Raw genomic sequence first — 12612 nt, forward strand, 5'->3', positions numbered from 1 at the left:
GCAACCTTAAATTTTGCAGCCGAGCAACACCGCGACGGGGCAAGCCCGGTTCGTCAGGCGGCGATGGCCGCCTCGCCCGCGCCCGCCGCCGCCATGTGCCGGTTCACCGCCGACAGCACCGCGCGGAACGAGGCCGTCACGATATTGCTGTCGATGCCGACCCCGAACAGGGTCTGGCCGCTGCCCACCCGCAGTTCCACATAGCAGGCGGCGCGCGCATCGGCGCCGCGGCCGATGGCGTGCTCGTGGTAGTCCATCACGCGGATATCCAGCCCCAGCGCATTGACGAAGGCGTCGATCGGGCCGTTGCCTTCGCCGTGCAGCGCTTGCGGCACGTGGTGGCGCGCTACGTTCAGGTCGATCTGCACGCCGTGCGCGCTGTCTTCGACCATGCGGTGCGAAACGTAATCATAAGGCGTGTCCTGCTCCAGGTATTCCTGCGAGAACAGCGCGTGGATGCTGGCGGCGGCCACTTCGCGGCCGGTTTCGTCGGCCATGCGCTGCACCGCGCGCGAGAACTCGATCTGCAGGCGGCGCGGGAGCTCCAGGCCGTATTCCTGCGCCAGCAAATAGGCCATGCCGCCCTTGCCCGACTGGCTGTTGACGCGGATGACGGCGTCGTAGCTGCGTCCCAGGTCGGCCGGGTCGATCGGCAGGTAGGGCACTTCCCAGATCCCGTCCTTGTCCTGTTTCGCAAAGCCCTTCTTGATGGCGTCCTGGTGCGAGCCCGAGAACGCGGTGAAGACCAGGTCGCCCGCATACGGGTGGCGCGGGTGTACCGGCAGCTGGTTGCATTCTTCCACCAGCTGGCGCACGGCGTCGATGTCCGAAAAGTCCAGGCCCGGGGCGATGCCTTGCGTGTAGAGGTTCATGGCCAGGGTGACGAGATCGACGTTGCCGGTGCGCTCGCCGTTGCCGAACAGGCAGCCTTCGACGCGGTCGGCGCCGGCCATCACGGCCAGTTCGGCCGCCGCCACGGCGGTGCCGCGGTCGTTATGCGGGTGCACGCTGATGACGAGCGATTCGCGCCGCTCCAGGTGGCGGCACATCCACTCGATCTGGTCGGCGTAGACGTTGGGCGTGCTCGCCTCCACGGTGGAAGGCAGGTTGACGATCATCGGGTTCTGCGGCGTGGGCTGCCACACGCTGCTCACGGCATCCACGATCTGCTTCGAGAAATCGAGTTCGGTGGTGGAGAAGGATTCCGGCGAATATTCCAGGCCCCACTGGGTCTGCGGGTGCTGCGCCACCAGTTCCTTGATCAGCTGGGTGCCCTTGACGGCGATCTGCACGATCTCGTCGCGCTCCATGTTGAACACCACGCGGCGGAACACCGGCGCTACCGAATTGTAGACGTGGACGATGGCGCGTTTGGCGCCCACAGCCGACTCCACCGTGCGGCGGATCAGCTCATCGCGGGCCTGGGTCAGCACGATGATGGTCACGTCTTCGGGGATGCGGTTTTCCTCGACCAGCATGCGCACGAAATCGAAATCGGTCTGCGAGGCGGACGGGAAGCCGACCTCGATCTCCTTGATGCCGATCTTGACCAGCATCTCGAAGAAGCGCAGCTTCTTCTCCGGGCTCATCGGCTCGATCAGGGCCTGGTTACCGTCGCGCAGGTCGGTGCTCATCCAGATCGGCGGGCGGGTGATGCTGCGGCTTGGCCACTGGCGGTCGGTGAGCGGGACGGCGGCGAATGGACGGTATTTGGTGGCGGGGTTCTTCAGCATGATCGTTATTCCTGGTTGCGTGACACGGGTGGCCCGGGGGTGGGCGGAGTGTGGCTGCAGGCTGCCGGGCGGGCCACGAACGCTAGGCCCGGCAACCGGTCGGTAGCTTTAGCAGCAGGCGGACTAAGGCGCGCGCACCGGTAGCGAGGGCGGGGCGGGAAGACTGCGAAACGTGGGAAGGAATCTTGGACATCGGTACAACTTTCCTGGACTGCTTGCTGGGCCGGCGCGGGACCGGGACGTACGGGCGTGATTACGCGCGTAGTAGCAGTAGGGAAGTTAGCAGATGCAGGTGGGAAGACATGTGCTTGACTCTACGAGATCAGGTCGCAGCATGTCAAGCGAAAAATTGTGCAGCGCGGCGAACCCGGGAATTGCCGCTCAAGTAGGGTGGTCGGCTCCGCCGACCGCGCGTTCAACCCGTGCATGATCGGCACGCGTCCTCATTCCAGCAGCGACGGCAACTCCTTGAGGAACGCATCGCGCACGCGCAGCCCGGCGCGCGGGCCATCCTCGCGCTTGTCGTCCTGCGCCAGCCGCGCGAACACCACCGTGCGCGTGCCGTCGGTGGCCCACCCCACCAGCCAGCCATGCGGCAGCGCACCCGGCTCCGAGCCGGTGCCGGTCTTGGCGTACACCTCCCACCCGTTGCGCAGCCGCGGGTAGCGCAGGATGGCCGTGGTCTTGTCGACCGCCCGGCTCGAGACCGGCAGCGTACGGTTGACCAGCCGGCGCAGGAACACGGCCTGCTCGTCCGGCGAGATCTTCAGCGACGAGCCGAGCCAGGCCTGGGTCAGCCCATCGTGCTTGCCCGGGTTGCCGGACGCATCGCGGTTGCCGTACTCGAAGCGGTCCAGGTAAGCCTGGAAGCGCTGCTGGCCCAGCCGCGTGGTGACCTGCTGCGAATACCACACCACCGAATCCTTCATCCACCCCGCCGGGTCGGTGGCCTTGCGCCATGCCGGCAGCCAGTCGGCGTAGCCGGGGCGGAAGGGCAGGCGCGGCTTGTGCTCGCTGGCCAGGATGCCGCTGTCGAAGCCCATCAGGCTGATCGCCACCTTGAAGGTGGAGGCGGGCGACACGCGCTGGTCGCACTGGCCTTCGCGCAGCAGCGCCTTGCCGCTGCCGGCGTCGAGCAGCAGCGTGCAACGGATCGCTTCCGCGCCCGCCGCCGGCGCCGTTGCGCCCGCCAGCATGGCCAGCACCAGCATTGTGTTGATCTTCATCAGCCCTCCAACAAAATAGGCAGTATAACAACGTAGAAGTCACGATTAGGGCAACATCCGCTTGCATACGGCAAGTGTTTGTGCGCTGCAAAAGCAAAGGTGATATACTGGGTTCATCGGCTGGAGTATTCCAGTCGCCGCCTTTCGATTGCGTGACCGCGCCTGTGCAGTGCGCGGCCTTCCGAAGGGCGTGTTTTCGGTATGTCAGTCAGCCTGTACAGCGGCCACACCTCGCAGATAGCACGGGTGGCCTTTAGCCCCGGCACCACGCAGATAGCATGGGCCAGGGCGGCGATAAATCGGTAATGCTTGGAATGAAGCCCGCAGGATGCGGGCTTTTTTTTCCTCCCTCCCTCCTGGCAGTCGCAGGCCGGGCTTCTCCACCGTGGCGCGTGCCACGACGCACTCCCTCCCACGCCGACCCGCTGCGCCGGGCCGCACCAATTAGGAGCCACCATGGCAAAAGAAGAACTGATCGAAATGAACGGCCTTGTGAGCGAAGTCCTGCCGGAGCTGCGCTTCCGCGTCGACCTCGACAACGGCCACAAGATGATCGCCTACACCGCAGGCCGCATGAAGAAGAACCACATCCGCATCCTGCAGGGCGACCGTGTGACGCTCGAGCTGTCGCCGTACGACCTGACCAAGGGCCGGATCGTGTTCCGTCACATCGAAACCCGCGGCCCGACCACCGGCGGCCCGCGCCGCGCGCCTCCGCGCCGCCGCTAAGCACCCCCTTGGCAGGGGCCCGCGCGACACCGTCGTGCGCCCCGGCCGGGAAGCGCTGCCGCGCCCGCGGCGATGCGCCAGCAGTACCCTTCCACCTCCCCGTTTTGCCCCGTCTCCAAGCGCGTGTAGTCGATCTGTGATCGGCCTTACAATATTGCTATTGCAAAAACACGTGAACCCGACGATCCATGGCCCATATCCATCCTGCCGGCTGGCGCGAGATGTCCGTCACCGGTTCCGCTGCGCGTGAAATCGAAACCCTGACGCTGCTCGAGAAGCGCCTGTCCGACGCCCCCTACGAGGTCTACCACGGCGTCCACTGGACCAACGTCGAACACGGCTTCTCGGCCTATGGCGACATCGACTTCATCATCGTCGCCCCCAACGGCCGGGTGCTGCTGATCGAGCAGATCGCCGGCTTCCTGAACGAATCCAAGGATGGCCTGGTGAAGAACTACCAGGGCAAGCCGCGCAAGATCCGCCACCAGATCCTGCACACCATCGAGGGCTTCAGCAAGCGCTTCCAGGGCCAGCTGTCGATCGACTACCTGCTGTACTGCCCCGACTACATCGTGAAAGACCCGGTGCAGGCCGGCATCGACCCGAACCACATCATCGACGCCACCACCAAGGGCCGGCTGGGCGCCAAGATCCGCGAGATCTTGCCGCTCACCCCGCGCACCGAGGACTTCGACAAGGTGGCGCGCTACCTCGGCGACACCCTGAGCCTGCGGCCCGACCCGAGCTCGATGATCGGCTGCGCCACGCAAATGGTCACGCGCCTGTCGGGCGGGCTGGCCACCTGGGCCCGGCGGCTGGAGTTTGCGCCGTTCCGCCTGCGTGTGATGGGCACCGCCGGCAGCGGCAAGACCCAGCTGGCGCTGGCCGAATACAGCGCCGCGCTGGACGCCGGCCTGCGCCCGCTGTACGTCTGCTACAACCGCCCGCTGGCCGACCACATCCAGCGCCTGGTGCCGCCCGGCGGGCGCGTGGCCAACTTCCACGAACTGTGCGACGCCTGGCTGCGCGCCCAGGGCAAGACGCCCGACTACGCCTCGCCCGACGTGTGGGGCGAGATCGAGACCGTGCTGGCCTCGGCCGACCTGCCCGAGACCTGGCACTACGACGTCGTCATCGTCGACGAAGGCCAGGATTTTTCCATTGCCTGGCGCGACATCGTGCTGCGCATGCTGAAGCAAAACGGCCGCGCCATCTGGCTCGAAGACCCCGACCAGAACCTGTACGGCCGCGCCATGGTGCCGCTGCCCGGCTGGGTGGTGCTGCACTCGAACACCAACTACCGCAGCCCGCGCCAGATCGTGCAGATGCTCACCTCCATCGGCGCCGTCAGCCAGCCGGTGAAAGCCGGCAGCCCGTTCAAGGGCGCCGAGATCGAGGAGCTCACCTACCCGGAAGGCGATACCGACGCGATGCTGGCGCAAACCCGGCGCGCCGTGACCTCCTGCCTGGCCGCCGGCTTCGGCCGCCAGGACATCGCCATCTGCTCCTTCCGCGGCCGAGAGAAATCCAGCATCCTCAAGCTCGACAAACTCAGCGACGCCCACACCCTGCGCTCCTTCACCGGCGCCTACGACCTGTTCGGCAACCCGGTATTCCGCGAGGGCGGACTGCTGGCCGAATCGGTGTACCGTTTTAAAGGCCAGTCGGCGCCGGCGCTGATTTTTACCGAGATCGATTTCGAGGAAATGGACGAACTCACGCTGCGCAAGCTATTCGTCGGCATGACGCGCGCGCGCTTGAAGCTGGTGCTGGTGATGAGCGAGCGGGCCTCGGTGCAGTTCTTGGATCGCGTGGGTTCGGCAGAACTGCCGGACGAGTAGGGCGGGGCGGTCCTGCGGCGGCATCGCAGTTCGGCCCCCACTTCAACTCGCGCTAACTCACGCCAACGTCCCACGCCAGTCCCGCACCCCCCGCACCGTCGTACCGGCGCAGGCCGGTACCCAATTCCGTCGCGCAGCCACTAACGTCAAACGTCGCCGCAATGCACGCAAAACTTGGGTACCGGCCTTCGCCGGTACGACGGGCTGGCGCTAACTAGCGAACGATGGCCCCAGCCACCGCCCGAAACACCCCCATCGCCCGCCGCCCACTCCCCATATCGTCATACCCCCCAGCCGTCACCACCACCACCAGCTCCAGCCCCGGCACAATGAACACCCGCTGCCCTCCATTGCCAAAGCCCGCATGCCACTGGTGCTTGCCGCCCACCGCTTCCACCGTCCCGCTCCACCACTGATAGCCATACTGCAGTCCGTCGCCAGTCTGCACGTGCGGCCGCAGCGATTCGGCTATCCATGCCGCCGGTACCAGCTGCCGTCCCTGCCATGCCCCGCGCTGCAGCACCAGTTGCCCGATCTTCGCCAGGTCCGCCGGCCGCATGCGCAGCCCCGCATACGCCATGGGCCGGCCGCGCACATCTTCCTTCCATTCCCAATCGCTGATGCCGAGCGGCGCGAACAGGTGGGTGCGCGCGTAGTCTGGCAGCGGCATCCCAACCCGCTGCGCCAGCACGTCAGCCAGCACCGCGGTGCCCCCACCGTTGTAATTGAAGCCGGCGCCCGAATTTTTTACCGGACGGTCAAAAACATAGCGCACCTGCGACGACCGCCAGAACAGCCCGGTCTCGTCGTTGGAAGCGTCATAGCGCACCGGCTCCTGCCACGCCAGCCCGCTGCTCATGGTGAAGAGGTGGCGCAGCGTCACCGCTTGGCGCCCACCGGTTTTCAAGCCCACCAGTTCGGGATACAGGTCAAGCACCGGTGTTTCCAGCGGCGGCGTGCGCCCCTGCCCCTGCGCGATGCCCCACAACAGACTGGTGATGGACTTCGTGATCGAGCGCAGGTCGTGCGGCGTGGCCGCATCGAAGCGCACGGTGCGCGACCACGGCGACCAGATCGAGCGGTCGGTGCCGGTGTAGTAGCGCTCCGCCACGATGGCGCCATGGCGCAACACCACGATCGCATGGATATTGGCCGCATGGTTTGCCGGTGCGTCCAGAAGCGGGCACAGCTTCGCGGGCATGAAGCCCGCCGCGGTGCTGCGGTTGTCGTCGCATGCGTGCGCGGCCTGCAGCGGGCCCGCGACCAGCACCGCCGCGAGCAGCGCGCGCCAGCTGCGTGACATGTTCCAATGCGCTTGCTTCCACATACGATCGGTCGTCCTTGCTTGGGTGGGCGGAATGCTCATTGAAACATTTCTCTTCGCGGAAAGAACGAGCATATGCCGCCGGCGATAAAAATGCGTCCATGAACCCGTGTTTTATGCGGACGAGATGAGAAACGCCCCCGTCCGCGCCGCGGCCGCGTGCTAGCATTTTGGCCAACGAATCGAGGAGACAAGCAATGAAGAAACCGGTTGTTGTGAATGCCGCGCGGGTGCGCCTGAAAGTGCTGGGCGCTTCTGCGCTGGTGCTGTTACTGGCCGCCTGCGGCGACCACCCGCCCAAGGATGACGGCAAGGACGACACCCCGCCGCCGGTACAGGCCAGCATCAGAATCCTCGCAGGCAGCGCCACCGAGACGGGCAGCCGCGACGGCAGCGGCGGCGCCGCGCGTTTCAACCGCCCCGCGGGTATTGCGCTGGACGCCGCCGGCAACCTGTTCGTTGCCGACCAGGGCAACTTCACCATCCGCAAGATCACCCCGGCCGGTGTGGTGAGCACGCTGGCCGGCGCGGCCGGCGCCAGCGAAATCATCGACGCCGTCGGCGGCGGCGCGCGCTTCCTGGACCCGATCGGCCTGGCCATCAACGGCAGCGGCACGCTGTACGTCACCGACTACCTGCATATTCGCAGCGTGGGCACGGGGGGCCAGGTGAATATCGTGGCCACGCTGCCGGCCGGCACGGGCGACGGGCGCAACACCGGCGCCCTGATCCCGCGCGCCGTCGCGGTCGATGCGAGCGGCAACCTGTTTGCCACCAACGGCTACGGCACCCGCCGCATCGCCAGCAATGCGACCACGATGCTGGAAGGCGTCAATGTCGTGAACAACAGTTTCGGCACCCGCGTCGCCCCGGCGCGCGGCGTGGCTGTGGACAGAAACAATAATGTGTACGTGGCGGACCTGCAGAACACCATCAGCCGCACCAACGGCTCCACCACGCTGGTCCACCTGGCAGGCACGCCGAACGCCAGCGGCTCGGTGGACGGCACCGGCAATGGCGCCAGCTTCGGGGAGGTCGTGGCTTTGACGGTCGACCCGCAAGGCAACGTGTACGCGGCCGACAACACCAACAACCTGATCCGCAAGATCACCCCGGGCGGCGTGGCAACGACCATCGCAGGCACGCGGGTGTCGACGACGCTGCTTGCGGGCCCGCTGCCGGGCAGCCTGGCGGGCGTGCGGGGCATCGCGACGGACGGCAAGGTGCTGTACGCGACGTCCGGCCAGGCCGTCATCAAGATCACGCTGCCCTGATTTGGCTGGTTCGTGGCGTCCGGTAGGGCGGGCGGGTTCTCCCGCCCACGCGTTCAACTAAACGATGCATTGAAATAAACCGGGCATTTGCCCTCAATGCCCAATCGCCGCAGTCGCCACGCTTTCCGCCGCGACTTGTACGTGCGAGTCCGGGCTTGCAGCTGGCAAACGTACGCGACGCGAGGAGCGCATGGCACGCACCTACCAGAAGCTGGATGTTCCGCTTGAAAAGATCCGCCGCTACCTTGAGCCGGGGCCGATCGTGCTCGTCAGCTCGGCCTGGAAGGGGGAGCGCAACATCATGACGATGGGGTGGCACACGGTGATGGAGTTTTCGCCATCGCTGGTGGGCTGCGTGATCGCCGCGTCGAACCACAGTTTTGACTTGATCCGGCAAAGCCGCGAGTGCGTCATCAACCTGCCGACGACGGCGCTGCTCGATGCGGTGGTGGGCATCGGCACCACGTCCGGCAGCGAGGTCGATAAGTTCGAGCGATTCGGCTTGACGCCAGAAGCAGTGGATGGCGTGGGGGCGCCGGCCATTCGCGAATGCCATGCGCAGTTTGCCTGCCGGCTGCATGACGACAGCCTGGTGGACAAGTACAACTTCTTCATCTGGGAGGTGATCGCAGCGCGGGCGGCGAGGGTGCCGAAGCATCCGGAGACGGTGCACTACACGGGTGAAGGCGTGTTCATGGTGGCGGGGAAGGTGGTCAGCCGGCGGTCAAAGGGCTTACTAGCCAAAGAACCGGGCTGAATTCGCTCCGGTGCTAACGTCGTCGCGTTCCTCGCCAGTGTGGAGCTTTAGTGCTAACCTTGTTCAATATCTTTTGAGCAATGGTGATATATGTTCGGCCTCTTCTCTGATGTATTTAATAACTATTCGACAACGCGGGCTAGGCTGGGCGGTAAGGCTCGGCTGATTGGGTCGGCGGATCAGACTGCACTGCTCACTGAAATCCCGGGGAAAATCGAAAAATATCTCGCGGATCAGAGGATGTCTCACCTATATAAGGTTGAGGGCTCGATTGGTAACGGTAATATCGCACGGGTGCCTTGGGTAGGGATTTTTCGGAAAGAAATTACGGAAAGCGCAGAAAATGGCTATTACATCGTCCTTCTTTTTTCGGAGGACATGAGTAGTTGTTATTTGAGCTTAAATCAAGGGATTACTGCAGTTGAAAAGAGATACACGAAAAGCTTCGCCTGGAAAAAAATGGCAGAGGCGGCGGATCGGGCGTGGAGTTATCTTGAGCCTGATCCGGACCTTTGGAAGGGCACAATTCGCCTCGCTTCCACGGGCGATCTCGGCAGAGCCTATGAAGCTGCCGCAATTGCAAGTTATCAATATCTGCGTACCTTTCCGGTCAGCGACACGATATTTTTTCAGCAGCTTGGAAAATTGCTAGTGCACTATGAGAGGCTTTTTTCGCTGTTTAAATATGATTTGCACTCCCTTTTTACAGTAAGCGAGGCAGAGTTTCAGCAGGTTGTGCTAGACAAGGCTGCACAGCTAAGCGCCGCTCAGAGGGCTGGTCGCCCGATCGATATTCCCTCACCCGCTAATCAGACCACAAGCAGATATAGTCGATCTCCCATCGTTGCGGCAGCTGCTATACAGGCAGCCCAGTTTGCGTGCGAAATTGATGCAAGTCATAGAACATTTATGTCGAGGGCGAGGCAACAACGATACGTTGAGGCACATCATTTAATCCCTATTAGTCAACAGCCGCGATTTAGTGCTTCTCTAGACGTGGTAGCGAATATTGTTTCCTTGTGCGCCACTTGCCATCGATTACTTCACTATGGCGCAAATAATGAAAGAAGATCTTTGCTGATATCTTTGTTCAAGCGGAGAAAACAACTTTTAAGAAATCAAGATCTGCAAATTCATCCGGACGATTTTCTACGTTTATATTCCGGGGGCATTGGAGTGGATGACTAATTTCGCACAGCGAAAAATCTGGGTGTGAGATCCGTCTCATTCTGATAGGGGTGCGGGATGCGTTCACAACGCATTGAGAAGGTTCAGCCAGTCGACGTTTCTGGAAATTTCTTCACATCGGTTGGAACCTGTAGCATTAGTTGCATAAAATCCACATTGAAGATGCCTATTTCTTGCGAAAGGAGGCAGATCTTTCGCCATGGAACATCGATTTTGATACGATCCTGCCATGGTTAATATCTCTAGTAATGAAGTCAAGTTTCCACTGATCCGTCGCCGTCAAAATCTGGCACTCGCGCTGCTAGTCGTCACCGGCGTTATCAACTATCTGGACCGCGCCACCCTCGCCGTCGCCAATGAGTACATCCGCGCAGACCTTGGCCTCTCGCTTGGCCAAATGGGCCTGCTGCTCTCGGCTTTCTCCTGGAGCTACGCCCTATGCCAGCTGCCGGTCGGGGCATTGGTCGACAAGATCGGCCCACGCTGGCTGCTCGGCATGGGCCTCGTGGTGTGGTCGCTGGCGCAAGCCGCCGGTGGGCTCGTTTCAACCTTCGGCTGGTTCGTCATCGCACGCATCGTGCTGGGCATTGGTGAAGCCCCCCAGTTCCCCGCCGCAGCCAGGGTCGTGAGCAACTGGTTCCCATTGCGGTCACGCGGCACGCCAACGGGCATCTATAACTCCGCGTCACCATTGGGCGTGGCGCTCGCGCCTCTGCTCCTTTCACCGCTGATCCTGGCGACCAGCTGGCATTGGGCCTTCTTCGTCACCGGCGCACTCGGCCTCATCGCGGCGATCGTGTGGGTCGCCCTCTACCGCGATCCAGTTCGTGAGCAGATGACCGCGGCAGAACTCTCCTACCTCGACGCTGGCCAGTCTTCGGATGCGGCGCCAAAGACCACCGGCGCATCCTGGCGCGCGCTGTTCCGTCACCGGGCTACCTGGGGTATGCTGTTCGGCTTCTTCGGCTCCGTCTACCTCAACTGGGTCTATCTCACCTGGCTGCCCGGCTATCTGCGCACTGAACGCCATATGGACCTTGCCTACGCTGGACTGGCGGCATCCATTCCATTCATGTGCGGCTTCGCGGGCGCCTTGGTGGCCGGATGGGCGTCGGATCGCGTCACGCGCAATGCAGTTTCTCCAGTGTCGAGCCGTCGCAAAGCGGTCGTCACGTCCATGCTGGGCATGGTGGCGTTCACGATTCCGGCCGCACTGGTCGAGAGCAATACCGTCGCCATCGCTTGCATTTCGGTGGTGATTTTCCTGGCCAACGCATCGTCAGCATGTTCCTGGTCGCTCGCCACTGCGGTAGCGCCGCGCAGCCGCATTGCGTCGCTGGGAGCGATCCAGAACTTCGGTGGATTCCTCGGCGGCGCGTTGGCGCCAATCCTGACGGGCTATATCGCACAGACCTGGTCGTTCGTACCGGCCTTGCTCACTGGGGCCGGCATTTGCTTCCTGAGTGCGATGTCGTACCAATTCCTGGTTATCCGTCCAATTCCGGAGCAGGACCTTCCAGCATGACGAGACTGCGCTTCCAGAAATTCATCGAGCCGCTTCTGATCCTGCTGTTTCTGGCGGCGCTTGGTTTGCTCATCAACGAAGTGGATTGGATCGAGAATACGCTTGGCGGAACCCGATTATTCTTTCTGGCGTTGACGGGTGGGGGAGTGCTCGGCCTTGCTGCTGGAGCGTTCTTCGCTTTTTTCCGCCATGACCTGCTGAGTGGGCTGAGCAGCCCGGTCACGAGGTCCATTGCCTTCACCGGAGGCGTAGCGCTCACGCTTGGGTTTTCATTTGCAGCGGGGGCGAGTTATTTCAACCGAATCCAGGTTCAGGAGGCTCGCGAAGTGACCTTCACTGTCGCTGATAAATTCTATGGCAGGGGCCAGGCAAGGACGCCACGGCTCGTGATCCAGGATGAGCTTGGCGGGGAAGAGAACATCATGGTTGACCGCCCTTTTTGGAACGACGTTGCGGCAGGAGATAAGATCGTGCTGGGCGTTTCCCGTGGAGCGTTCGGTTACGACGTCGTCAGCCTGTGGGCTGGTGACGCGTTGGAAAAATAGAACTCTCATGCAGCGGTCGCGACGGCCCTCACTGGTCGGACACAGGAGCCTGAAGATGCGTCTATTGTTGAATTCAACGCTTGCCATGCTATCCCTTTGCCTCGGTCCAGCCATGGCGGCCGAAACCCAACTTCCTGTCGACGTCGCCAAGTATGTAAAACAGCGTGAGGGCTGCGACCACTTTCGCGGTGAGTTTCCGGATCCGCCAGACCCACAACGAATCAAGGAAATCGAGCGCGAGATCCGAAAGCTTTGTACCGGCACGGATAGGAAGCTCGATCAGTTAAAGCGCAAATACGCCAGGAATCATGCGGTTCTGAAGCGCTTGAACGAGTTCGAGGAGAATATCGAGCCGCCGCCAGCAGGAAACAGCTTGTAAGGCAGGAGTCGGCCAGCGCCCAGTTCTGCTTCAGCTGGCAGAAATAACAACGGCCTCAAAAGAGGCCGTTGTACTACACACCGCCGAAGCG

At 62.9% G+C, this 12612-nt stretch carries 11 protein-coding genes; 8 read left to right on the plus strand and 3 right to left on the minus strand.

Going from position 1 to position 12612, the window contains the following annotated elements; all coding sequences use genetic code 11:
• Positions 1-53: 53 nt before the first annotated feature.
• The gene (leuA, locus tag BM031_RS10295; RefSeq protein ID WP_091874463.1) at positions 54-1736 is read right to left on the minus strand and encodes a 2-isopropylmalate synthase; all 1683 of its coding nucleotides are present in this window, start codon (positions 1734-1736) and stop codon (positions 54-56) included.
• A gap of 440 nt (positions 1737-2176) precedes the next feature.
• Positions 2177-2959 (minus strand): class D beta-lactamase, encoded by a 783-nt coding sequence (gene blaOXA, locus BM031_RS10300; RefSeq protein WP_091874464.1) that lies wholly within the window; start codon positions 2957-2959, stop codon positions 2177-2179.
• Between the two features lie 456 nt (positions 2960-3415).
• Here blaOXA and infA point away from each other — a divergent pair, with 456 nt between their 5' ends.
• Both infA and BM031_RS10310 read left to right on the plus strand, forming a co-directional pair.
• The gene (gene infA / locus BM031_RS10305) at positions 3416-3688 is read left to right on the plus strand and encodes a translation initiation factor IF-1 (protein ID WP_091874466.1); all 273 of its coding nucleotides are present in this window, start codon (positions 3416-3418) and stop codon (positions 3686-3688) included.
• Positions 3689-3876: 188 nt separating this feature from the next.
• Positions 3877-5529, plus strand: coding sequence for an ATP-binding domain-containing protein (locus BM031_RS10310; protein ID WP_091874468.1), 1653 nt, complete (start codon positions 3877-3879; stop codon positions 5527-5529).
• Positions 5530-5743: 214 nt separating this feature from the next.
• Here the strand turns inward: BM031_RS10310 and BM031_RS10315 are convergent, their stop codons facing one another.
• The gene (locus tag BM031_RS10315; RefSeq protein WP_229408757.1) at positions 5744-6895 is read right to left on the minus strand and encodes a serine hydrolase domain-containing protein; all 1152 of its coding nucleotides are present in this window, start codon (positions 6893-6895) and stop codon (positions 5744-5746) included.
• 155 nt (positions 6896-7050) lie between these two features.
• On the opposite strand from BM031_RS10315, the gene BM031_RS10320 reads away from it, so the two are divergent.
• The 6 genes from BM031_RS10320 (at position 7051) to BM031_RS10345 (ending at position 12521) form a co-directional block, all read left to right on the plus strand.
• Complete coding sequence (locus BM031_RS10320) at positions 7051-8127, plus strand: NHL repeat-containing protein (protein WP_091874472.1); 1077 nt, start codon at positions 7051-7053, stop codon at positions 8125-8127.
• A gap of 190 nt (positions 8128-8317) precedes the next feature.
• A complete protein-coding gene (locus tag BM031_RS10325; RefSeq protein ID WP_091874474.1) occupies positions 8318-8884 on the plus strand; it encodes a flavin reductase family protein in 567 nt (188 codons plus the stop codon).
• A gap of 90 nt (positions 8885-8974) precedes the next feature.
• Positions 8975-10072 (plus strand): MrcB family domain-containing protein, encoded by a 1098-nt coding sequence (locus BM031_RS10330; protein WP_091874476.1) that lies wholly within the window; start codon positions 8975-8977, stop codon positions 10070-10072.
• A gap of 229 nt (positions 10073-10301) precedes the next feature.
• A complete protein-coding gene (locus BM031_RS10335) occupies positions 10302-11597 on the plus strand; it encodes an MFS transporter (protein WP_091874477.1) in 1296 nt (431 codons plus the stop codon).
• Positions 11594-12142, plus strand: coding sequence for a hypothetical protein (locus BM031_RS10340; protein ID WP_091874479.1), 549 nt, complete (start codon positions 11594-11596; stop codon positions 12140-12142). The genes BM031_RS10335 and BM031_RS10340 overlap by 4 nt, the downstream gene beginning before the upstream one ends.
• 55 nt (positions 12143-12197) lie before the next feature.
• Complete coding sequence (locus tag BM031_RS10345) at positions 12198-12521, plus strand: hypothetical protein (protein ID WP_091874480.1); 324 nt, start codon at positions 12198-12200, stop codon at positions 12519-12521.
• Positions 12522-12612: the final 91 nt, after the last annotated feature.

Origin of the sequence: Massilia yuzhufengensis (assembly GCF_900112225.1) — a bacterium.
Classification (GTDB): domain Bacteria; phylum Pseudomonadota; class Gammaproteobacteria; order Burkholderiales; family Burkholderiaceae_D; genus Telluria; species Telluria yuzhufengensis.